Annotated in this window: 21 protein-coding genes and 1 pseudogene; 16 read left to right on the top strand and 6 right to left on the bottom strand. The window is 45.9% G+C overall.

Features of this window, described 5'->3' with window-relative positions:
* The 3 genes from QUA38_RS15355 to QUA38_RS15345 form a co-directional block, all read left to right on the top strand.
* Positions 1 to 2,938 (top strand): DEAD/DEAH box helicase (locus QUA38_RS15355; protein WP_333163125.1); only part of this gene is annotated, 2,938 nt, incomplete at its 5' end.
* Between the two features lie 15 nt (positions 2,939 to 2,953).
* The gene (locus QUA38_RS15350; protein WP_333163123.1) at positions 2,954 to 3,778 is read left to right on the top strand and encodes an SWIM zinc finger family protein; all 825 of its coding nucleotides are present in this window, start codon (positions 2,954 to 2,956) and stop codon (positions 3,776 to 3,778) included.
* Between the two features lie 237 nt (positions 3,779 to 4,015).
* Positions 4,016 to 4,795, top strand: a complete 780-nt coding sequence (locus QUA38_RS15345; protein WP_333061344.1) for a photosystem II S4 domain protein — start codon at positions 4,016 to 4,018, stop codon at positions 4,793 to 4,795.
* A 159-nt stretch (positions 4,796 to 4,954) separates the two neighbouring features.
* On the opposite strand, the gene QUA38_RS15340 is transcribed toward QUA38_RS15345, so the two are convergent.
* Positions 4,955 to 5,740: an SDR family oxidoreductase gene (locus QUA38_RS15340; protein ID WP_333163121.1), complete on the bottom strand. Its 786-nt coding sequence runs from the start codon at positions 5,738 to 5,740 to the stop codon at positions 4,955 to 4,957.
* Between the two features lie 96 nt (positions 5,741 to 5,836).
* Here QUA38_RS15340 and QUA38_RS15335 point away from each other — a divergent pair, with 96 nt between their 5' ends.
* Positions 5,837 to 7,171 carry a hypothetical protein gene (locus tag QUA38_RS15335; protein ID WP_333163119.1) on the top strand — a complete coding sequence of 445 codons (1,335 nt, stop codon included), beginning with the start codon at positions 5,837 to 5,839 and terminating at the stop codon, positions 7,169 to 7,171.
* A gap of 37 nt (positions 7,172 to 7,208) precedes the next feature.
* Here QUA38_RS15335 and QUA38_RS15330 read toward each other — a convergent pair whose 3' ends face one another.
* The 3 genes from QUA38_RS15330 to QUA38_RS15320 all read right to left on the bottom strand — a co-directional run bounded on the left by QUA38_RS15330 (position 7,209) and on the right by QUA38_RS15320 (position 10,769).
* Positions 7,209 to 7,445 carry a 2Fe-2S iron-sulfur cluster-binding protein gene (locus tag QUA38_RS15330; protein ID WP_015178485.1) on the bottom strand — a complete coding sequence of 79 codons (237 nt, stop codon included), beginning with the start codon at positions 7,443 to 7,445 and terminating at the stop codon, positions 7,209 to 7,211.
* Positions 7,446 to 7,512: 67 nt separating this feature from the next.
* Entirely contained in the window at positions 7,513 to 8,979 is a 1,467-nt protein-coding gene (gene cobQ / locus QUA38_RS15325) for a cobyric acid synthase CobQ (protein WP_333163116.1), read from the bottom strand.
* A 164-nt stretch (positions 8,980 to 9,143) separates the two neighbouring features.
* Entirely contained in the window at positions 9,144 to 10,769 is a 1,626-nt protein-coding gene (locus tag QUA38_RS15320; protein WP_333163114.1) for a Ycf66 family protein, read from the bottom strand.
* 372 nt (positions 10,770 to 11,141) lie between these two features.
* Between QUA38_RS15320 and QUA38_RS15315 the strand changes: the two genes are divergently transcribed.
* The 4 genes from QUA38_RS15315 to QUA38_RS15300 all read left to right on the top strand — a co-directional run bounded on the left by QUA38_RS15315 (position 11,142) and on the right by QUA38_RS15300 (position 13,767).
* Positions 11,142 to 11,324, top strand: coding sequence for a hypothetical protein (locus tag QUA38_RS15315; RefSeq protein ID WP_333163112.1), 183 nt, complete (start codon positions 11,142 to 11,144; stop codon positions 11,322 to 11,324).
* Between the two features lie 370 nt (positions 11,325 to 11,694).
* Positions 11,695 to 12,132, top strand: coding sequence for a DUF6918 family protein (locus QUA38_RS15310; RefSeq protein ID WP_333163110.1), 438 nt, complete (start codon positions 11,695 to 11,697; stop codon positions 12,130 to 12,132).
* 223 nt (positions 12,133 to 12,355) lie between these two features.
* Positions 12,356 to 12,778 carry a hypothetical protein gene (locus QUA38_RS15305; protein ID WP_333163108.1) on the top strand — a complete coding sequence of 141 codons (423 nt, stop codon included), beginning with the start codon at positions 12,356 to 12,358 and terminating at the stop codon, positions 12,776 to 12,778.
* A gap of 170 nt (positions 12,779 to 12,948) precedes the next feature.
* Positions 12,949 to 13,767: a hypothetical protein gene (locus tag QUA38_RS15300; RefSeq protein ID WP_333163106.1), complete on the top strand. Its 819-nt coding sequence runs from the start codon at positions 12,949 to 12,951 to the stop codon at positions 13,765 to 13,767.
* 244 nt (positions 13,768 to 14,011) lie between these two features.
* On the opposite strand, the gene QUA38_RS15295 is transcribed toward QUA38_RS15300, so the two are convergent.
* Together QUA38_RS15295 and QUA38_RS15290 are read right to left on the bottom strand one after the other, a co-directional pair.
* Positions 14,012 to 14,614 (bottom strand): class I SAM-dependent methyltransferase, encoded by a 603-nt coding sequence (locus tag QUA38_RS15295; RefSeq protein ID WP_333163104.1) that lies wholly within the window; start codon positions 14,612 to 14,614, stop codon positions 14,012 to 14,014.
* Positions 14,615 to 14,654: 40 nt separating this feature from the next.
* Complete coding sequence (locus QUA38_RS15290) at positions 14,655 to 15,242, bottom strand: acireductone dioxygenase (protein ID WP_333163102.1); 588 nt, start codon at positions 15,240 to 15,242, stop codon at positions 14,655 to 14,657.
* A 356-nt stretch (positions 15,243 to 15,598) separates the two neighbouring features.
* Here QUA38_RS15290 and der point away from each other — a divergent pair, with 356 nt between their 5' ends.
* From der to proC, 8 genes and pseudogenes are all read left to right on the top strand, one after another.
* Complete coding sequence (gene der / locus QUA38_RS15285) at positions 15,599 to 16,960, top strand: ribosome biogenesis GTPase Der (RefSeq protein ID WP_333163101.1); 1,362 nt, start codon at positions 15,599 to 15,601, stop codon at positions 16,958 to 16,960.
* A gap of 319 nt (positions 16,961 to 17,279) precedes the next feature.
* Positions 17,280 to 17,375: pseudogene (locus QUA38_RS15280) on the top strand (four helix bundle protein); the annotation flags it as partial.
* 295 nt (positions 17,376 to 17,670) lie between these two features.
* Positions 17,671 to 18,669 (top strand): CbiQ family ECF transporter T component, encoded by a 999-nt coding sequence (locus QUA38_RS15275; RefSeq protein ID WP_333163099.1) that lies wholly within the window; start codon positions 17,671 to 17,673, stop codon positions 18,667 to 18,669.
* Positions 18,670 to 18,806: 137 nt separating this feature from the next.
* On the top strand, positions 18,807 to 19,265 hold the full coding sequence (gene acpS, locus QUA38_RS15270; protein ID WP_333163097.1) for a holo-ACP synthase: 459 nt from the start codon (positions 18,807 to 18,809) through the stop codon (positions 19,263 to 19,265).
* A 42-nt stretch (positions 19,266 to 19,307) separates the two neighbouring features.
* Positions 19,308 to 19,577: a transcriptional coactivator PipX gene (gene pipX, locus QUA38_RS15265; RefSeq protein ID WP_006634205.1), complete on the top strand. Its 270-nt coding sequence runs from the start codon at positions 19,308 to 19,310 to the stop codon at positions 19,575 to 19,577.
* Positions 19,578 to 19,649: 72 nt separating this feature from the next.
* A complete protein-coding gene (locus QUA38_RS15260) occupies positions 19,650 to 20,315 on the top strand; it encodes a YggS family pyridoxal phosphate-dependent enzyme (protein WP_333163095.1) in 666 nt (221 codons plus the stop codon).
* A 117-nt stretch (positions 20,316 to 20,432) separates the two neighbouring features.
* A complete protein-coding gene (locus tag QUA38_RS15255; RefSeq protein ID WP_333065646.1) occupies positions 20,433 to 21,050 on the top strand; it encodes a cell division protein SepF in 618 nt (205 codons plus the stop codon).
* A 192-nt stretch (positions 21,051 to 21,242) separates the two neighbouring features.
* The coding region (gene proC / locus QUA38_RS15250; protein ID WP_333163093.1) for a pyrroline-5-carboxylate reductase at positions 21,243 to 22,048 on the top strand (806 nt) is incomplete at its 3' end.

The raw sequence follows: 22,048 nt of genomic DNA, 5'->3' as shown, positions 1-22,048 counted from the left end.
CATCGCCACCCACACTTTGACTAAAGTATTGAACGATCTGCATTTTTTTGCCCTCTACGATTTAGCAGAAGTTCAGTTTGGTTCAGACTTGCTATTTTGGTATCATTACACCCAAAATTTTAAGCACATTGTTCTGAAAGATCATTATATTCCGGCGTTGCGCTATCGAGAAACTGCTCCGATCGCGATCGCACCCATCGAAACATCCGAACCCGCTGAGAAAGCCACGCGCGGCCGTAAGAAAGCGGGCGAGACAAAAACCAAAACAACTGCAAAAACTCCAAAAACACCTGCCAAAATTGCACCCAGCTTTGAGATTTATCCGGGATGGGAAATTGTTTCAACACAGTACGAAACTGATTTACAACGGTATGTTGAATGGATGCCTTTAGTTTGTGTGTCCGGTTTTCGGAAGATCCAGCTACAAGATACACCAAAGTTTTACGATCGCGAACGGTTGCTGCGGCATTTTTCCGAGTGTGCGATCGCGGAAATTGTCACTCAAACCCCCATCCCAGCATCGTTTGAAAATAAGATTGCGGATTCTTTACTCCAAATCTGCCTCAACCAAACACGAAAAATCGCGCCAGTAAGCCTCGATCAATACCGGCAATGGCAAACCTGGCGCGATCGCATTACGCGCAATCAATCTGCTGACTCATTCTCCCTCTGCTTTCAACTACAATCCCCCGAAAACCCCGAACAGCCTTGGGTTTTAGAGTTTCAGGCGGCTGCGAAAAAAGACCCGTCTCTGCGGATGCCGTTGCAGGATTATTGGCGATCGCGATCGACTCAACAAAAACAGTTGCAAACACAATTCGGAGACAACTTTGAACAACATTTGCTGACAAATCTCGGCTACGCTGCCCGCATTTATCCCCAACTTTGGCAAGGGCTAGAAACCGACAAACCCGTTAACATTACCCTCAGCTTAGATGATGCTTTCACCTTTCTCAGCGAGTCCGCTTGGGTATTAGAAGATGCCGGATACAAAGTGATTGTCCCCGCTTGGTGGACGCCGAAGGGACGACAACGGGCGAAGATTCGCCTGCAAGTCAAAGGGAAGGGCAGCAAGAGCGCTGCAATCAAGAGCAAAGGATTGTTTTCGGCTGATTCCTTGGTGGAATATCAATATGAATTGGCGATCGGGGGTGAACGGGTTAGCGAACAAGAATGGCAAGCGTTAGTAAATAGCAAAACACCGCTGGTGCAGTTCCGAGGACAATGGATGGAACTGGACAAAGACAAGATGCAGGAGATGTTGGAGTTTTGGAAAAAACATCGCCAAGAAAACCCCGAGTTAAGCCTGATTGACTTTATGAAGTTGACGGCAGAAGGAGAAGCGAGCGAACAGTTGGAGGTTGAGCGCGATCGGGCTTTATCGGATATGTTGGAGAAGCTGAACGATAAGAGTCGGTTAGAGTTAATTGCAGATCCAGCAAAGTTTGAAGGCAAGCTACGGGATTACCAAAAGCGGGGCGTTTCTTGGTTGAGTTATTTGGAAAGTTTGGGATTAAATGGCTGTCTAGCCGATGATATGGGTTTGGGTAAATCGGCGCAGGTAATTGCTCGCTTATTGCAAGAGCGGGAAGTTTTATCAACTACAAAAGAGACAGAAAAAAAGACAGAAAAAGCGATCGCACCTTCGGTTCTACCCACGCTGCTAATTGCGCCCACATCCGTAGTTGGTAACTGGCAAAAGGAAATGGAAAAATTTGCTCCAGAATTGCGATCGCTCATACACCACGGCCCTGGGCGCTTGCAAGACGCCAAGGAATTCAAAACCGCCGTCCAAGATTGTGATATGTTGATTACTTCTTTTACCTTGGCGCGCAAAGACGAGAAACTGTTGAGCAGCGTAGCGTGGCATCGCTTAGTAATTGATGAAGCCCAGAATATTAAAAATCCGAAAGCGGCGCAAACCAAGGCGATTTTAAAGTTACCCGCTACCCATCGACTAGCATTGACTGGAACACCCGTGGAAAATCGATTGCTGGATTTATGGTCAATTTTTAATTTCCTCAATCCGGGCTATCTGGGTAAAGAGGCGCAGTTTCGGAAGTTGTTTGAGATCCCGATTCAAAAAAATGGGAGTCGCACGCAATCGGCAGCGCTCAAAAAATTAGTGGAACCCTTTATTCTCCGGCGCCTGAAAACCGATAAGTCGATTATTCAGGATCTCCCCGACAAAGTTGAGCAAAAGCTCTACTGCAATCTCACCCGCGAGCAAGCTTCGCTTTATGAAGCGATCGTCAAAGAGGTAGAACAAGAAATTGACGCGGCGGAAGGGATGCAGCGCAAGGGGATGATTTTGGCGACACTGCTGAAGCTGAAGCAAATTTGTAACCATCCGCGCCAGTTTTTGCAAGATGAAAGTGAGTTTACACCAGAGCGATCGCACAAACTGGAACGGCTGATCGAGATGATTGAGGAAGTCAAAGCAGAAGGCGAAAGTTTATTGGTATTTACGCAGTTTACAGAACTGGGAAGCGCGTTGGAAAAATATATCAAACAAACGCTACATTACAACACTTACTACATCCACGGGGGAACCAGTCGCGAAAAACGGGAACGGATGATTTCAGAGTTTCAAGATCCAGAGTCTGAACCTTCGGTATTTATTCTGTCACTGAAGGCGGGCGGCGTGGGAATTACGCTGACAAAAGCCAATCACGTGTTCCATTTCGATCGCTGGTGGAATCCGGCGGTGGAAGATCAGGCAACGGATCGGGCGTTTCGGATCGGACAGCAAAAAAATGTGTTTGTGCATAAGTTTGTGGCAATTGGCACTTTGGAAGAAAAGATTGACCAAATGATTGAAGACAAAAAGAAATTGGCAGGGTCAATTATTGGTGCGGATGAGTCGTGGTTGACTGAGTTGGATAATGAGGCATTTAAGAAATTAATTAGGCTCAATAAAAATGCGGTTCTAGATTAGGAGAAACAAAAAAATATGTCACAATTTACTCGAACTTGGTGGGGTAATAAATTTATCGATGCGTTAGAAAGATTTACAGATTCTGGGCGACTCGGACGGGGACGTTCCTATGCACGGAATGACAAAGTAAAAAGCTTTAAGATTAATGATGGCTTAGTGATGGCAGAAGTAAGGGGGTCGGTAAATCCTTATTTTGGGGTTTATAAGGAGCCACTCTACAAAACTAAAATTGAGTTTCAGGCGATTAGTCAGGCACAGTGGAAAGTGGCGATCGCCCAAATGGCATCAAAAGCCAGCTTCATTTCTCGGCTGCTGCTCAACGAAATGCCCGACAATATTGAAAAGGCTTTTTCACCCCTCGGATTGCACCTTTTACCCAGCAGCCGCGAGGACTTTAAGACTACTTGCTCTTGCCCAGACTATAGCAATCCCTGCAAACATATTGCCGGAGTTTATTATTTGGTGGCGGCCGAATTGGACAAAGATCCATTTTTACTGTTTGAATTACGGGGGCTTTCTAAGGAAGTGCTGCACCGCGAATTAGCAAAAACGCCTTTGGGCTTGGCGCTTTCTGCCGAGTTAACGGCTGATGCAGCGGCTCCTGTGGCGGTGGATTCCTATTACACGCAGGCGATCGCCAGTGAGGCGCAAACGGTCAGCCTGAAAGAGTTTTGGCATGGTGCGAAGCGATTACCGCAGACGATTGAGGTGGCAGCGCAAAGTGGGGTAAGTGCGATCGTGGTGAAGAAACAGGGAGATTTTCCACAGTTTTGGCACAAGGATGGTTCGTTTATTGAAGCGATGGAAGAACTGTATTTGCGGGTGAAGAAAAATAAGTAGTTGGGTGGACAATTTTGCTGCCATACTCGATCGAGATCCTGCAAAAATTTTAACTCGAAGACTTCATAGATTTGGTACAATAATCGTGCTCATCATATCAGCTTTACCAGCAACTAAAATCATAAAATCGTTATTTGATGATTTTAGACTATAATTAAATTAGTGCGACTGTTAAAAAAGTAGACTTTTTAGTTACAGCAAACTTTGCAATTTCAAATTAGAATCTAGCATTAACTGATGTTACAAAGAGAAGAACTGTTAAAAGGCATCGAAAACCGCGAATGTGTCGCGCGGGCGATCGACCAAGCCGAACAAGCCATAAAAACTTGGGAAGTTACTCAGACTGATTTTCTGTCGCCTCCAGAATTGGCGGACACTCTGACGGTATTTAAGCGCTTAACAGACGTGGAATTAGTGGCTTGGGGCGGCTACCCGCAAGCTGAAAGACAAAGAATTGCGATCGCGCGATCGGATATCCCGATCGACTCTGCTAGTGTTAACGTTGCTGCGGTAGAAATCGCTGGCAATTTCTTGTTCGATACAGCTTCTCACCGCGACTTTTTGGGGGCGATGTTGGGTACGGGAATTGTCCGCGAGAAAACTGGCGATGTGATTGTTTTGGGAGAACGCGGCGCGCAAGCTATTGTCATGCCGGAGATGGTAGAGTATTTGGAGATGAGTTTGCAGCAAGTGCGATCGGTTCCTGTGCAAACGCGGCGGATTGAGTTGAGCGAACTCAAAATTAGAGAACCCAAAAAGAAAGAAATGACAACGGTTGAAGCATCCATGAGATTGGATGCTGTCGCCTCGGCTGGGTTCGCAATGTCTCGCAGCAAAATGGCCGATTTAATTGACAGCGGCGACGTGCGAGTTAACTGGAAAGACGTTACTCAAGCTAGTTATAATGTCAAGTCTGGAGATTTAATTGCTGTTACCGGTAAGGGAAGATTGGAAATTGGGGAAGTTGCTGTTACTAAGAAGGAACGCTATCGAGTGCAGTTAACTCGATATTTATAATTCTCGGAAGTAGTCATAGGGAATTGGGAATTCTTTTCCCTGTTCCTTTTTCCTGATCTCTGCTAAATGGGTTAAATCTCGTCCACAATCTGTTGCCGAACTTTCGTAGAACCCACCTCGTTTAAATCCGTTAAATCCCGTAGACTACTTCCTTCGTAATTACTCTTTCGCCCGAAACACCTTTTCTACCGACTTCACCAAAAATTCTCGTGGCATCAATCGAGGCATATTTGCAATGATTTGATTGGGAATTCCCCCTGTCACAACATTAGACTCATTTTTTTCTAAAGCTTTCAAAGCATCTCGCACTACTTCCGCCGCAGGAACGAGTTTTTGCCCGCTGCTGGATGCCATTGATTTAGGGAATTCAGCTACTGCAAAAAAGTCCGATTCTGTCGGCCCTGGACAAAGGCACAAAACGCCAATTCCTAAATCTTTGTTTTCCGCCCAAAGCGCCTCACTGAAACTTAAAACAAAAGCTTTAGTCGCTGCATACATCGACAAGTACGGCATCGGTTGAAAAGCTGCGATGGAGGCAACATTGATGATACTTCCTGCTTTTCGCTGCCGCATTCCCTGCAAAAATAAGTGCGATAGTTCAACTAATGCTACAATATTTAGTTGCACCATGTTTACTTGTTTGTCAAGCGGGCGATCTGCAAAAACACCATAATCGCCAAAACCCGCATTATTTACCAACAAATCTACCGTCCAACCTTTTTTAACAACCGCGTCAAATACAGCAGTTCCAGCGCCCGGTGCGGTCAAATCTTGAACGATAATTTCGACTAAAATATTGAATTCCTGTTGCAGTGTAGCAGCTAGCTGTTGCAATTTGTCTTCGGATCGAGCTACCAAGATTAGATTGTGCTGGCGTTTGGCTAATTCGGCGGCGAAGGCTGCACCAATTCCACCAGAAGCACCAGTGATTAAAGCAGTGGGCATGAAGTTAATTCGGATTATTTGATGTGGGCTTTATATATTTTAACAATTATTTAGACTGGAACCTGTAAAATAATTAAAAGGGAATAGGTGAGTTTTATGGCGCGTCTTACCGATCGAGCTTTTGAAATTTTGCGGGCCGAAGTTGACAAGTGCGCGGCGGCTGATAGTCTAGCCGGTGATGTCTACCGACGGATGGTAATCAAGCGGTTAGAGAAATTACGCTTGCAAAACGGCACTTTCGCGTCAAGAGAAGAAATCCGCGATACCTTCAAAGACGAATTTCCCAACTTCAGCGAACAAGCTCTCAAAGCTGCCGTCAAAGCCAACCGCCCGCCCGGATTGTTCGGTAAAATCATCTTTGCTGGGAGTTTGCTGGGAAGTGCTGCGGGGATAATTTGGCTGATTAATCTACCTTTTCCCATGATTCGCTGGCCCGTGGCGAAGACAATGCCGATATTGTTGCTGCCGAGTTTTATCAGTATGGATAGCAATTACCGGCAGGCGATCGCCCTTGTGGAACAATCCGATCAACTAATCAATAAAGCCACGGCTGTCGCTGATTTTGACTTGGGCGAAATTAAAGCAAAAGAGGCGCAAAAACACCTCGACGCCTTACCAGTCTGGTTCCTCGGCTATTACCCAAAGAGGTACTGCTCTTTTTTCCGCTGCAGTTGGCGGTTTACAGTCGATGAATTTGAAGCCGCCCGCAAAAATGTGGGGCGGATGGAGGCTCAGATTTTCCAGCAAAAAAATGCTTTTACTCAATTAAATCAAGTCGAACAAACGCTAAAAGCCGCGAAACAGGAGTATCAGCAAGCCAAAACTGCTGCGGATAGACAAAAAGCGACGGTAAATTGGCAAAGTGCGATCGATCAACTCAATCAAATTCCTGCCGAAACCCTCGCAGGAGAAACGGCTAAAAAAACACTCAAAGCAGCAGAAAGAGACTTTCAAGCAATGGGTGGCATCGCCACCGGTTCTTTGCAGGCTGACAACTTAATTGAAGCTGCTAAAGAATTTGCTCTCTCCGCCGCCGTCGCCTCCCAAAAACCTCCCCATCCCGCCGCACAGTGGGAGCAAATAGCAGAATTATGGCAAGAAGGAATTAACCGACTAAAATTGATTTCTGTCGATAACCCTGGTTATCTCGACGCTCAAACTAAACTCGCTGAATATCAAAAAAATTTAGGAATTACCCAGATTAGACTGGCAGCAGAAAAAGATTCTGCAAAAGCCTTGCTAGAAGCTAAAAGCTTGTTGGCAAACTTGCAAAAAGATGTGAATTCTCAAAATCCCGGTTACTCCCTCAGCCAGTTGCAACAAATTATCAATCAATTAGAATCTGTCAAACCCGGAACCACTGTTTATCCCGAATCCCAAAAATGGCTGCAATCTGCTCGCAAGAAACAGCAAGAATGGCAAAAAATTTAGTCAGTTGTCAGTTGTCAGTCAACCGTCAACTAACAAATTACCAAGTCGGGTCAACATACAGATTAATTGTCACTTGCTTTTTCCCCGAAGGGATGCCGGAAATACAAGCACAAATCGTATCTCCGTCATCAATTTCTACTTCGCAAGCGTGACAAGAACCCATGAGGCAGCCAGTAGGAATAGAAACCCCTGCACGTTTGGCTACATCTAATAAAAGCTCTCCCGGTTCAGCTTCAACTGTCACGTTATCAGGTAAAAAACAAACTTTTGTCATTGAATTTGAACCTCAAGTCTAACAAACAATAGTTAACAGTCAACAGTCAACAGTCAACAGTCAACAGTTAACCTAAAATATGCCTTATATCTAAATGCTTTTCCACGGTATCTGCTAGAGAGTCTAACAGAGTTTCTCGGTGTTCTCGGTAATTAGGAATACCTGTAGGCAATGCGCGGAGTCCCCGCTGCTGCCGCAAGTGATTTAACCAAGCTCGTCGCCAAGCTCCGTTGTCAAAGATGCCGTGCAGGTATGTACCCCAAATTGATTGAGAAGTATTGACAATGCCTAAACTAGCATCGTCAAATAGCGGTTGAGTCAAATCTGACTCTAGGATTTGCGTTTTTCCTTGATGAATTTCGTAACCGGAAACTGGCAAACCCGGTTGAGGATAGTTAGATGTTACGATTCGTTGGCGGGCAATTTTGTTCGGTGCCATCGCAGTTTTCAAAGGCAGCAACCCCAATCCTGGAAATTCTCCCTTTTCTCCCTCAATGCCTTCTTTATCGGTGATACTTTGTCCCAGCATCTGAAAGCCGCCGCAAACTCCCATGACTGTACCGCCAGCTACTAAATAATTTTGAATAGCTTTTGCCATACCTGTTTGGCGTAGCACCTGCAAATCGGCAATTGTAGTTTTAGAGCCTGGTAAAATAACGGCGTCTGGATGGCCTAACTGGTCTTTTGGGCTGACATATTTGACTGTGACGCTAGTTTCCGACTCTAGGGGGTCAAAGTCAGTAAAATTGGAAATTCGGGGCAGGCGGATAACCGAAATATTGATGTCGGTTTGAGAATTAGGAGAACGCCGATCGAGCAAATCGAGAGAATCTTCTGAGGGAAACACTTCGTCTATCCAAGGAATCACCCCAACTACCGGGATTCCCGTCCTTTCTTCTAGCCAAGTCAGGCCCGGATCTAAGATGGATTTTTGTCCTCGGAACTTATTAATAATGAATCCTTTAATTAAAGCTCGTTCGTCGGGATCGAGCAATTCCAAAGTACCGATAATGTGAGCAAAAGCACCGCCCCTATCGATATCAACTACTAGCAAAGTTCGAGCCTTTAAATATTTAGCTACCCGCATATTTGTTAAATCGCGGTGTTTGAGATTAATCTCAGCAGGGCTGCCGGCTCCCTCACACACAATCATGTCAAATTCTTGGCAGAGAAATTCTAAAGATTCCCGAATAGCTTGCCAGCCGATATCGAAATACTGTTCATAATATTGAGATGCTCGTACATTAGCGATCGCCCGGCCCTTGACAATCAATTGAGAAGTCATGTCTCCTTGTGGCTTGAGCAAAATCGGATTCATTTCTACCCAAGGTGCGACGCCCGCAGCCCAAGCTTGCACTGCTTGAGCGTAACCAATCTCTCCACCGGCGGCTGTGACATAGGAATTCAGCGCCATATTCTGACCTTTAAACGGAGTTACCCGCCAGCCTCGCCGAGCAAAGATTCGACACAAAGCTGCCACGAGTAAAGATTTTCCTGCGTGAGATGTTGTTCCCACGACCATAATTGCTTTCATAATATTAAGAGAGAAGGAAGAGGGAAGAAGGAAGAAGGAAGAAGGAAGAGGGAAGAAGTAAAAAGTAAGAAGTAAGAAGTAAGAAGAAAAAAGTAAGAAGGCAGAAGTCAGAAGGCAGAAGGCAGAATCAAAAAAATTCTGGTTTCTACCTTTTGCTTTCTGCCTTAAGATGACGGCTTATCTTCGCCGGATACATTCTCAGACTTGGATTCAGCGGCCGATTTAGCAGTTTCGACTAGGTTCGGATCGGGGTGATTGGGGGGACTCAATTCAGTTTTTTCTGCCTCAGAAGAGAGTTCTTCACCTGTTGATTCGATCGAGATCACTGATACTGAAACCGTTTCCACCTGCACGCTCAACCCAGGTTCTCCCGGTACTTCTATCTCTACAGGCGCTGCAATTTCCACCACAGTCATTTCTATCGATGCTGCAGGGGCTTCTGCTTCCGGTACGCCTGCTGCTGCTTCCGGTTCACCAACAGCAGTCAGCGGTGTCTCGGTTTCCAGAGATACAGCAGGGGCTGCTGCTTCTGGTACGCTTGCTGCTGCTTCCGGTTCACCAACTGCTGCCAGCGGTGTCTGGATTTGGGCGGACGATCGATCTTCGATCGGAGTTTCCCCTATTTTGTCAGAACTCGCGGTTTCTGTGGCCATCAACTCGGCCATTGCTTCAACATCGTTGGGAAACGGGACTCCCAGGCTTGTTTCAACAGCAGTGTTGCTACTTTCGGCTGCCACTTCCGCAGCCGCCTGGGCTAATTCGGATTCGAGAATTTGGTCGATACCCGCTGCAGGAGTTGCCGTTATTTTAGATTCAGGTGCGATCGATTCTGGAGTCGCTGAAGGTTTTGGCGTCTGGGGAGTTGCATCAGACTTGTTTTTACCCGCACCGAGTCCTAACATACCGCCGAGACTATTTTTGAAATTGCCGAACAGACCTGCGAAACCGCCGGATTTTTTAGCTGGTTTAGGAGGAGTAGGAGGAGTTAGGGCTGCCGCCGCCGCTGCCGCCTGCGACTCTTTAACGGCTGTCCTCCATTCTGTTTCCTCGTCAAAATCATCTGCTTCTGGCTGCTGTGGAGGTTGTGGCTGAGCCTCTGCTGGCTCCACACTTGGTGCAAGGGCTATTTCTGAAATTTCTAGAGGTAGAGGTAGAGGAGTGAAGCTGCTGGCTAATTCTGCTGGGGTTGGTGAAGTCTCAGCAAGAGGAGTTTCGACTGAAAATACTGGTATTTCTGCAATTGCAGGTGGTTTCGAGTCGGGAATTTTCAAGTCAGGGGCGATCGCACTTTCAGTGGTCGGATCGATCGAACTTTCAGCAATACTTTCAGCTATGGGGGGACTCGCCGGCTGTTCCTCTAGCTTTACCTCGCCCTTATCCAGAGTGGGTGCTGGAACCACATCAGTTTTCGGTTTGGGCGATCGAACAAACTTAGGTTTTTTCGCTACGGGTTCTTTTTTCTTGGCAAACAAGCCAGCAAACGGCACGCCTGCAGCAGCCAAATTTGCCGACTGAGGAATCGGCGTTTGCTCAGCAACGGGCGTCACCTGCCGGCGCAAAGTCAAAGTTTCCCAGGCAAACCAGCCCAACATCGCCACGCCCGCCATTTGACCAAGCAGGAGAGCACCAGTAATTCGTCCCGCACAAGCCCATAAAATTAACGCATAAAAAAGCCCTACCCCGCTCCAGGTAAAATCACTTTTGCGGTGCACTTCTGGAAAAAAGAAGGCCGCCATGTAAATACTGAAGCTGCCTAGACCGACCGCTAACGCCAGAAAGTATGCAAGCATATTGTCGGTACCTCCGCTGTGTCAAATAACTTCTACGCGCTAATTCTACCTTTGAGAGAGACTCAACGGCTTCTTTCTCTAGGACAATTCTCGATTTGTAGGGAAGTTTTGCCATGAAGCAGTGTAAAGAATTTAACACGTTCAACGGATGTTGACGCCAGGTGTGCGAGTCAAGATTTCCCACTCTCCACCACCTCTCTAATGCCCATCACCCCCCGTCCCCACACCCCCTATCCCCATCACCCCCTTCTCAGTGGTGATAGATGTCACTTAAACTATGCCAGTGCGATCGCACCAAGCGACTGAGGATGTTTATATGTTGTAGGTGTAAGAGGAATTATGCCCTAGGGCATATGTATTGGAGGCAATGCCATGTTAGAAAAACTATTATTAGCGGCCGGCTTAACCTTATCGCTTCACATATTTCCCGGACTAAGCACTTCCGCGCCGTTACCGAAAAATTTGGTATTGCGATCGAGCGATCGCCCGACTCAAACCCAGAAACTTCCCATCGTTGCAGTACCTGCGGCCCTCAAGCCGAACGTCCAATCGTAATGATACGTGCAAGATACCTGCAAGTGCGATCGGACTTAGGCAGAGCCTTTCTAATATTTTTTTCGAGCTGTTCTCTTTTTTATGTGACTGTTCACAACTCATCAGTTTGTAGTCAGGGCTTTAGTCCTCATTAATATCACCTAATAAGGACTAAAGCCCTTACTACAAACCGTAGGCAAATAATTAGTAGCAGATAGAACATTAATTCCCATAAGATACTAAACAAATCTCAACATTAGGTTGTGTCATAGACACATTTAAACCTTAAAAAACTTGGGAAACCTTGAGTAAAGACTCAAAATAGATATATGATGTCAGATTGAGCTTAAAGCTAATAAGCACATTGACTATTAAATCAAGGAAAGTGAAAATGGGACTTAGCGATATTCTCTTGAATGAAAACAACAGAGAAACTTTTGTTGATGACTGTGTAAAGTTGATAGACAAACAAGTTGCAGCAGCGCCGGGATTGGGTGGTTTGGCTCTTAAAGCTGCCTACTCTACTGTCAAGGGGATACGGGCTGACTATTGCGCTCAAGTCCTCGATCAACTTCTGCCAGAAATCTCGATCGCACTCGATCCGATGTGGACTGAAGCCGTAAACAATGGCAACCCAGTAGAATATCTAGCCCAAAGAAAAGGTGAAGTAGCAGACGAATTGCTCCAAATAAGTGACAAACGGGTCGAGAAAAGCACAAGAGCTATGGTTAAAGGCGCCTATGCCAAACTCCGTCCCTCAGCTAAGACTTACGTGGAAAACGGAGTACCGGATTTAGCCGAAATTATTAATAAACATAGTGCGGCCTGATAAGTGAGCAACGGCTAAAAAACACAATACCCAGATACCCGGCTTCTTCAAGAAATCGGGTATCTAAAAGCAGACTTATTCATGAGAAGGAGTCAGAAGACAGAATTCAAAATTCAGAATATCCCATGCTTGAAGTCAGGGGTAAGGGTCACGGAAAGAATTTTTTGTGATCCATGATTAAATCGGGGGCTTTAAACCTCGATTCTCCATCCGGTCGCACGCTTTGGTACCCAGCAACCAAAGCGCGATCGCCCAAGAACGCGAAGGATGTTTTCTTGTCAATTCAGTGGGAGAAGTAATTAACTTAAATTTGTTGTGTTCGCCTCAAGAATCCGATATTAAGCTGACAGGAAACGATGGGAAATTTATCGAGGTTTACCAACGCTTAGCAAAAAGCTACTCTCCCGAAGCCACTGATAATTTACTGCAAGCAATCCAAAGGGCCTCTGGTCAAAAAATTGCGGCTGCTAAAAGAATGTGTGCGGAAGCAAAATATGGACTTTCTCTGCCGGAAGTTAAATTAAGAGCGATCGGGCAAGCTGTCAGTATCGAAAGTCCCACTGTCAAAGAAAGTTTTCTGGCGGATGCCGATATTGTTACCACTCTTGCTGCCAACCATTATTGCCCCGAGTTAGCCAGTAAGTAATATCATGAAATTTGGAGAGACACGCTAAGCGAGCATCTCAGTTTTGCTTTTACTATCCGTGTGCGATCGTCCCCCTCCCACTCCTAAAAAATACTTGTTACAAAACTGAGATGTTTCCCACGGTAATGCCGCGTCTCTACTTGCAGCAACGATCCATGAAATTACCGGAAATGAAACATTTAAAATCAAGCTCCGCCGACTTGCGGGATTTATTCAAAGACAGCATTACAGTTAAATACCTCGCGGAACCGTTGAAATCTGTCCCAGCTTGCGATGATGCAGCCAAATTGCGATCGTGGATGGAAGCCCGCGATTTTGACGTGATCGGGATCGAAGAAAACGGCACGGTTTGCGGCTATGTAGAACGATCGCATTTAGGTAAAGGCAAGTGCAGCGACTACCAGCAAATTTTTCACCCCTCACAATTAATCGCCGCCGCCACTCCTTTGATGGAATTGCTGGCACTGCTGCGAGAAAAACCGAGATTATTTGTATTGGAAAGCAACAGGATCAACGGGATTGTTACCTGTGGCGATTTGCAAAAAGCACCGGTTCGGATGCTGCTGTTTGGATTGGTGACACTTTTGGAAATGAATTTATTGCGGATCGTGCGGATTTACTTTCCCCAAGATTCTTGGCAGAAATTACTGAAAGGCGATCGCATCTTAGCAGCAAAACACCTTTGGGAATTGGGGCGATCGCGAAATGAAGCCATTGACTTAATCGATTACCTGCAATTCTGCGACAAGCGAGATTTAATCCTGACTTCTGCTGAAATAGTCGATCGGCTGGGGCTCAAATCCAAACGCTACGGGGAGCGTTTTTTAAAGTCAGCAGAAGCATTGAGAAACAAATTAGCTCACGCTCAAGATTTAATTAACGGTTCTTCTTGGCCAGAAGTAATTTTTTTAGCTCAGGAAATAGAAGCGCTTTTGCAGCGTTGCGAAGAAATTGAAATGGCCGCACCTAATAAAGCTGAGAGCATTTAAAAAATCAGAAAGGTTCGAGACTAAGGAATGAAAAATCAATAACTTGCACAATTAAACCCCAGAAGCCTTGATCCAAGGTAAACTATTGCTCTATTAGTCACCTTCTTTATTTTTCATTCCTTAGCAATTAGGAAGCTAATTTAACGGTAAATTCCGAAAAATTCAGTAAAAACGATCTGCAAGTTTTCCAGAACTCCGACTTCAAGAGAGTGCCGACTTCTTTAAGCAGTCGGCACTATATATATTAATCTCTCTTACGAGCAACAATGTGAAAAATATGCCAGTGTTTTTCCTCCCCTAGCGCCGTTACTCCAAGATGTTCTTCTTCGTCAAACCACTCAATCTCAAAGGACTTTAGCAGCACTTGAATTTGTTCGCGAGTATGATGAGTGCGATCGGGATAAACAGCCCATGAGTCGCGATCGCCAAACAATTGACCGCAGAAATATCCTCCGGGATTTAGCGCTGTCACGATCGTTTCCCAAAGATGGGGGAAATCGGCGGGCTGACAAAAAGGAAGGCAAAAACTGGCATTGATTAGATCGATCGATGGAGGCAAAGTTAAGGTTTCAAAACGCATCAATTGAGTTTGCAGCAGATCGCGTTGAATCGGACGATCCAGCAGGCGATCGAAGGCATTTTGTTCCCTGTCAATCGCTAAAACCCGCCAGCCTCGACGCAGGAGTTCCACCGTATCTCGTCCATCGCCACAGCCTAAATCTACAGCGAATCGAGGACGATATAGCAACGGTTCCGTGTCAAAAATTGACAAGGCTTTCAGCAAAGTTTCATGCGGGGGGCGACCTTCCACCGCTTGATAGTAAGTCACCCAATTCTGTTTCATCATCTTCTTCCTCCTCTACAAATTTCCCCTCTTCTTCTGGCTCTTAATTTTTAATTTTTAGTTTCCTGTTAGTATACTGAGGAACCCAGCCTTGAGCAGTGGTGTAATACTGCAAGGCTTTCAAGTACAGCGACGGAGTGAGATAAAACCAATGTTCGGTATTGGCAGGCACTTTAATGTATTCTTCAGCTTGTAGCATTAATTGTACCTGAGAGCCGTTAGAATAAACAAACCCAAAAACGCATTCCCCAGCTAAAATATGAAGAACTTCTGCATCTGTGTGGGTATGAGTGCGATAACTTTGAGTCATCAGCGCATAAATCTGCTGCGAACCTGGATGCAGCACTTTTAAGTCGCACCACTTATATCCGCTGACGCGCTTAAACTGTTCAAACTCGCTATTAAATGCTGCGAGAATCTGCTGTTTTTCTGTAACATTGAGAATGTCTTGAACGAGCAGTTCTTGAAACGCCGGATTTTTGTTTGTGGGCAGGGAATCGATCTCTATATTTAAAACTGCCAGTTGACTCGCAATCGCCTGGATATCCGTATACGTTCTACCGTCTTCTAGTTGCAGAACAGCCATATTACCACCTAATGTGTTGAGCTTTGAGGGAAATTTAGTTTCCATTTTTAAGCTGCTGTTTTAAGCTTTCGTCAAAAACTAAACTTCTGCTTATTTCCAATAATAGCCGATCGCTAAAATCCTATATCTACCTTCATAATCATCAAAGAATTAGCACACATGAGATGATTTGTTGAGTTATTTAAGTTTTATTTCTAATTCTCAGAGTCGGGTTGGGAATGCAGATCCATAGGCTGTGGCTATTTTTTAGGGTTCGATGTTTAAACGGGCGATCGGTAAAACAGCGCCTACAGCATGAAAAGACAGAAACACAGGCTCAATCTATAAAATTCCGGTCAGATTAGCTTACAATACAAGACTAAACCTCAAAATTACGGCGCAGCCTAATTGCTGCTACTTTTATGTCTCTACCTATAGTTGCTATTATTGGACGCCCCAATGTAGGCAAATCGACGATCGTCAACCGTTTAGCCAACACCCAAGACGCGATCGTCCACGACGAACCAGGAATCACGCGCGATCGCACTTACAGACCAGCATACTGGGGCGATCGAGAATATCAAGTCGTAGACACCGGCGGGCTAGTATTCGACGACGAAACAGAATTTCTGCCTTTAATTCGCGAACAAGCAATGGCGGCCCTCGCAGAAGCCAGCGCAGCCATTTTCGTAGTAGACGGAAAAACCGGACTCACCGGCGGCGACGAAGCGATCGCATCTTGGCTGCGACTGCAAAAAGTCCCCGTCATTCTCGCCGTCAACAAGTGCGAATCGGAAAATACAGGACTCACCCAAGCAGCAGACTTTTGGCAATTGGGACTAGGAGAACCTTACCCAATTTCAGGCATTCACGGCAACGGCACAGGCGAATTGCTTGACAAATTAATTACTTACCTTCCCACAGAAGTATTACCAGAAGTTGAGGAAATTAAAGTAGCAATTATCGGTCGTCCCAACGTCGGCAAATCGAGTTTGTTAAACGCATTTCTCGGAGAAAATCGCGCCATAGTCAGCCCGATTTCCGGCACAACCCGCGACGCGATCGACACCTTAGTAGAACGCAACGGTCAAACCTACCGGCTGATTGACACGGCAGGCATTCGCAAAAAGAAAAACGTTGAATACGGTGCAGAATTTTTCGGTATCAACCGCGCTTTCAAAGCTATCCGCCGCGCCAACATCATATTGCTAGTAATTGACGCAATTGATGGGGTTACGGATCAAGACCAAAAATTAGCCGATCGCATCAGCCAAGAAGGTCGCGCTTGCATCATAGTCGTCAACAAATGGGACGCCGTAGAAAAAGACTCCGACACCATCTACGAGTATGAAAGAGAAGTAAGAACCAGACTTTATTTCCTCGACTGGGCAGAAATGATTTTTGTTAGCGCCATGACTGGACAGCGAGTTGAAAAAATCATTGAATTAGTAGACAAAGCCTCCGACGAACACAAGCGCCGCGTCACTACCGCCGTGATTAACGAAGTCATAGAAGAAGCCACAAGCTGGCACTCAGCCCCAGTTACCCGCCAAGGAAAACAAGGCAAAATCTATTACGGTACTCAAGTGCGATCGCAGCCACCGACAATCGCCCTATTTGTCAACGATCCCAAACGCTTCACCGAAAATTACCGCCGCTACATGGAAAGCCAATTCCGCAAACACCTAGGCTTTACCGGTACACCAATGCGACTACTTTGGAGAGGCAAAAAAGTTCGTGCCACAGAAATGAGTACAACAAACAGAGCACTGCGCGTCAAGTAATTTTGGGTTTTGGATTTGGGATTTTAGATTGAAGAAAAAACGCAATTTAATAATAAAATTAATGAATTGCGTTTTTTTGTTTCATCAAAAATCCAACAATTGCAAACTCCAAATGTCAAACACCAATCGAAAATTAACCATCTTCAATCCCAAATGAAAAAAATCTCAAATCTAAAATCCCAAGCTGGACGAACAAGAGTTTAAACAAAGAACGAAGGCTCTAGTATTAAGAGTTATTAAGCTAGTAAGTTCACTGCCCAAAAATACCGTTTCTGAACTACTTGGCAAGCAGTTAATTCGTTCATGAACTTCTGTAGGTGCTAACTATCGAGCAGCTTGTCGCGCTAGATCAATAGCAGACTTAATTGCCAAACTCAGAATAGTGGAAGAAGAAGCAGATGAATGTCTTTACTAGATGGAGCTGATAGTTAAAGCTAAATTAGTAGAGAGCACTAATTTGAAAAGTATCATCTCAGAAACGAATGAAATTTTAGCGATGAGAGTTGCCTCAATCAAAACTTTAATGGCGAAAAATTCCACAGGTAATCGCAAATGAAAAAATCTCAAATTTCTAACCAAAATAGCCAAAAAATCAAACAATCCAAATCCTAACTCAAAAAATCAAACCATCTGAAATCAAGCACTCAAGCAAGCCGAAATCAAACAATCTGAAATCAAACAATTTAAAATCTAAAATCTAAAATATCAAGATGGATTTACTTCGATCGCTCCCTATTGGACTCTACCTAGAACAACCCGTAACCTGGCTTCACCGGCTAGACTCCCGCGTAAAACTAGCTTGGTTGATGACATTTCTGATTGCGCCAATACTCGCCAATCCCATCTGGCGCTTGATGCTAGTAGGAATGTTAATCATACTGACACTAACCGCAGCAATTCCCTTGCGGGTGTGGAAACAACAAATGGGAATGCTGCTGCTATTCTGCATTTTAGTATTTTGCCTCAGCGCGATCGCCCCCGACGGACTCCCCTCAGAGCACCAGCCTCGCATCCCCGCCGACGAATTAACCTTTTCCCAACAGCCCGCAACTCTTCCACCCCCGCCCCAACCAAAACCCTGGTACAAACCTTTTAATTTAGGCTCAAACTCCCCAATCCCCAATAATTCCAAAGCCCAAAGCCCAAATCAACTCCCGCAACCCACAAACTACCGTTACGTTTTATTCAAACAAGGCCCGATTAAAATCACCCGCAAATCCCTAGATTTAGCGATCAACGTCAGCACCCTATTTTTTACAGTAATTTACAGCACCAACCTCTACCTTCTCACCACAGCCAGCGAAGAAATCACCGCCGCGATTGAAAACTTAATGCAGCCTCTGCGCCGCTTGAACTGGCCTGTTACCGAAATAGCCTTAACATTAACTTTATCTTTGCGATTCATTCCCCTAGTATTGGAAGAAATACAAAATTTAGTGCGATCGGTTAGCACTAGAGCCATAAACTGGAAAAAACTAGGATTTCGCCGCGCCGCTCAAGTTTGGTTGATGATAGCCGAGCGGCTGTTAGAAAACTTACTCCTGCGAGCTGAACAAATAGCCAGCGCCATGAAAGTTCGTGGCTTCACCAGTCCCGATCGACACCGTGTAGAATGGCACCAGTTGCAATTGAAAATCCGAGACTGGAGCGCCCTCGGCTGCTTGCTCGTCCTCTGGAGCGCCCGCTTGGTTTGGGGTTGGGACAGTTAAGATTTTAGATTTTAGATTTGAGATTGATTGATTAGATTTGAGATTGAAGAATTACGGGTCTACATTTGAGTAAATTTTGTCTGGTGCGCGACAGTCCTGCTAAAGTAATGGAGACAAATATTTAGAGATCCAAGACCTTGAACATCTATCTTGGGACAGATATCGTATATGTTCCGCGCATACAAGCCGCATTAGACCGGTTTGGCGATCGCTTCCTCGAAAAAGTTTACACGCCCGCCGAACAAAGGGATTGTAGGTCACTAAATTCTCAACACAGCAGCATTAAAGGTAAAATGAATCGAGTTTCCTGCAACCAACTAGCAGGGCGCTGGGCAGCAAAAGAAGCCGTTGTCAAAGCTCTAGGGACGGGATGGCGGGGAATACGGTATGCAGATGTGGAAATTCGGCGCTCCGAAAACGGTGCTCCCAACGTGCAACTCCACGGAACCGCAGCAGCACAAGCCTCTGTTTGGGGAAATTGCCAGTGGCAATTGAGCCTCAGCCACGACGGAGACTATTGCACGGCTACGGCTATCGCTCTTTGTATCCCGCCGTCAAACAACGCCGTCGGGCGATCGAGCGAAACTAAAATCTAAAATCTAAATCTTTAATCTAAAATTGATCGATTGTGAGCGTGAATGACTACCGAAACTTACCTGAATCATCCAAACTTTGGCCTCCTCTTCAGGGTATCCCAGGTTGAAGACAGCCAAGAATTATTTACCACCCTATACGCCCAGCGCCTGTTTTTTTTGGTGACAAACGGCCCAGGCGGGCTGAGATTTGAACCAATCAGCCGCTCCGACGCTCGCCTCATGGTCGAAATTCGCCTGCGAACCCTGCGTCGCAGCGGTCAATATCAGGAGTACGACCAATTGCAAACCATTCACCAGCGCACATTTCAATAAAGAAAATCAGTAACTTGGTAATAGGTAACAGTCTTAATTTTCCTTCCCTCCAGTTCCCAGCATTGAGTACCCATGACCATTGCCTCTCGAATTCACAGCATTCGCCAACACTTGCCCGAATCAGTGCGGTTAATTGCCGTTACCAAACAGGTACCGACTGATGCTATTCGCGAAGCATACGACGCCGGTATCCGGGATTTTGGCGAGAGTAAGGTTCAAGAGGCTGCCGAAAAACAAAGCCAACTGCAAGATTTACCCGATATCAACTGGCACTTGATCGGCCACTTGCAAGCCAACAAAGCTGCCAAAGCCCTAGAGCACTTCCAGTGGATTCATTCTCTAGACAATTTAAAACTCGCTCAGCGACTTTCGCGCTTGGCGGGGGAAATGTCCTGTTCTCCCCAAGTCTGCCTGCAAGTCAAAATGTTGCCCGACCCGGACAAATACGGCTGGAGCGTTCCAGAACTGCTTGCCGACCTTCCAGAACTCAACAAATGTCAGCATATCAAAATTCAAGGTTTGATGACAATTCCTCCGCTGGGATTAGATGACTCGCAAATCCTAGAATTATTTAACAGCACCCGCGAACTTGCACAGAAAATCCAGCAGCAAAACTTGCCCTGCATTCAAATGCAGCAGCTCTCGATGGGGATGTCGGGAGATTATCATTTGGCAATTCAAGCAGGTGCTACTATGGTACGGCTAGGACAAACCTTATTTGGCTCTAGGAGGGGATAAGTAATTGAAATCTTCTGATAAAGACAATTTGGGTTAAATATAGAATAGTCAGCCACCCGCGACTAACGCGCAACGCGAGTATAGTCGGGGCAGCAAAGTCGTGAAGGAGCGTGAATCATGAATATTTTTTCTAAACTGCGAGATTTTGTAGGCATCAACAATGAGCCTGAGTACGATGACGTGTACGACGAAACGGAAGGGGAGCGCTATCAGAACTTCTACCAAGCGCCTGAACCCAACGCCGCTGCCGTCGCAGCAGCCGAAGAAGAACGTCGTCAAAATCGTAGAATGCGGGAGCGGTCAGTAGTAGGATCGACAGGTATGGATGTCGTTGCACCAACCGGCGGAGTAGGGTCAGTAATGAATAACGTGATAGGAATGCCTGGAGCTATGAACGGGATTTCGGAAGTAGTAGTAATGGAGCCGCGCACTTTTGAAGAGATGCCGGCAGCAATTCGAGCCCTTAAGGAACGGAAGTCTGTGGTTTTGAACCTGACGGTGATGGACCCAGACCAAGCGCAAAGAGCTGTGGACTTTGTGGCAGGCGGTACTTATGCCCTTGACGGTCATCAAGAGCGAATTGGCGAAAGTATTTTCTTGTTTACGCCTAGCTGCGTGCAGGTGAGAACTCAGTCTGGTGTGGTTCACGAAGTGCCTCCTGCTCAAGGACGGCCCCGTGCTGCTGCTCCTGCACCGACAGTCTGGCCGGCAGAACAAGCTCCCATCGCTCAGTAGTTAGTAGTTAGTAGTCAGTTGACAGTGGTGAGTAGTCAGTAGTCAGTAGTCAGTAGTCAATAGTTAACAACTAATAACTGTGGAATAAACACTGCGGATTAATAACATTAGCTAACAACTAAGTAACCAATGACAACTGACAACTGACAACTGACAACTGATAACTCAAAAGTGACAAGTGACTAGTGACTAATGACTAACATAAAATTTGGTACGATCGGCGGCGGGGTAATGGGAGAAGCTCTCTTATCCCGCTTAATTGCACAAAAAGTTTATTTGCCTTCAGAAATATTGGTGAGCGAGCCAGGGGTAAAGCGCCGCGAGTTTTTGACAAACAAATACGGGATTGGAACAACAGCCAGCAATCTAGAAGTTGCTGTCGCTACAGAAGTGCTGTTTTTGGCGATTAAACCGCAAGTTTTTGATACGGTAGCTTTAGAATTAGCCGTGGCAGGCGATCGCAAACAGGGAAATAATGGAGAAACGGCTAATTCCCAGCCAGAAGCGCTGGTAGTGTCGATTTTGGCAGGAGTGCCACTGAGCAAACTAGAACCAGCTTTTCCCGGGCGGGGAGTGCTGCGGGTGATGCCGAATACTCCGGCGACGGTGGGGGCGGGAATGAGCGCGATCGCTCCGGGAAAACTCGTGCAACCGACTGATTTAGAATTAGTAAAGCGCATCTTTCAGGCCGTAGGAGAAGTGGTAGAAGTACCTGAGAGTATGCTCGATGCGGTGACTGGGCTTTCGGGTTCCGGGCCGGGTTATGTAGCAATTTTGATAGAGGCCTTGACAGATGGGGGGGTTTGTGCTGGTTTGCCACGGGCGATCGCCTCTCAATTAGCTTTGCAAACAGTATTCGGTACAGCGAAACTGTTGCAAGAAACAGGAATGCACCCAGCAGAATTGAAAGATCGAGTTACGAGTCCCGGTGGCACAACTATTGCCGGAATTGCTAAATTAGAGAGTAACGGCTTTCGTTCGGCACTGATCGAAGCAGT

Source organism: Microcoleus sp. Pol12B4 (genome assembly GCF_036701385.1).
Classification (GTDB): Bacteria; Cyanobacteriota; Cyanobacteriia; order Cyanobacteriales; family Microcoleaceae; genus Microcoleus.
Note: the sequence above shows the minus strand (reverse complement) of the source record. Positions and strands in the feature narration are given on the sequence as shown.

Coding starts and splice junctions, on each gene's coding strand:
- QUA38_RS15340 (WP_333163121.1), bottom strand. CDS start 5,740: ATGCCCACTGCTTTAATCACTGGTGCTTCTGGTGGAATTGGTGCAGCC.
- QUA38_RS15315 (WP_333163112.1), top strand. CDS start 11,142: ATGTTAGAAAAACTATTATTAGCGGCCGGCTTAACCTTATCGCTTCAC.
- QUA38_RS15295 (WP_333163104.1), bottom strand. CDS start 14,614: ATGATGAAACAGAATTGGGTGACTTACTATCAAGCGGTGGAAGGTCGC.
- QUA38_RS15350 (WP_333163123.1), top strand. CDS start 2,954: ATGTCACAATTTACTCGAACTTGGTGGGGTAATAAATTTATCGATGCG.
- QUA38_RS15290 (WP_333163102.1), bottom strand. CDS start 15,242: ATGGAAACTAAATTTCCCTCAAAGCTCAACACATTAGGTGGTAATATG.
- QUA38_RS15275 (WP_333163099.1), top strand. CDS start 17,671: ATGGATTTACTTCGATCGCTCCCTATTGGACTCTACCTAGAACAACCC.
- QUA38_RS15255 (WP_333065646.1), top strand. CDS start 20,433: ATGAATATTTTTTCTAAACTGCGAGATTTTGTAGGCATCAACAATGAG.
- QUA38_RS15260 (WP_333163095.1), top strand. CDS start 19,650: ATGACCATTGCCTCTCGAATTCACAGCATTCGCCAACACTTGCCCGAA.
- QUA38_RS15335 (WP_333163119.1), top strand. CDS start 5,837: ATGGCGCGTCTTACCGATCGAGCTTTTGAAATTTTGCGGGCCGAAGTT.
- pipX (WP_006634205.1), top strand. CDS start 19,308: ATGACTACCGAAACTTACCTGAATCATCCAAACTTTGGCCTCCTCTTC.
- cobQ (WP_333163116.1), bottom strand. CDS start 8,979: ATGAAAGCAATTATGGTCGTGGGAACAACATCTCACGCAGGAAAATCT.
- der (WP_333163101.1), top strand. CDS start 15,599: ATGTCTCTACCTATAGTTGCTATTATTGGACGCCCCAATGTAGGCAAA.
- QUA38_RS15310 (WP_333163110.1), top strand. CDS start 11,695: ATGGGACTTAGCGATATTCTCTTGAATGAAAACAACAGAGAAACTTTT.
- QUA38_RS15300 (WP_333163106.1), top strand. CDS start 12,949: ATGAAACATTTAAAATCAAGCTCCGCCGACTTGCGGGATTTATTCAAA.
- QUA38_RS15345 (WP_333061344.1), top strand. CDS start 4,016: ATGTTACAAAGAGAAGAACTGTTAAAAGGCATCGAAAACCGCGAATGT.
- QUA38_RS15320 (WP_333163114.1), bottom strand. CDS start 10,769: ATGCTTGCATACTTTCTGGCGTTAGCGGTCGGTCTAGGCAGCTTCAGT.
- QUA38_RS15330 (WP_015178485.1), bottom strand. CDS start 7,445: ATGACAAAAGTTTGTTTTTTACCTGATAACGTGACAGTTGAAGCTGAA.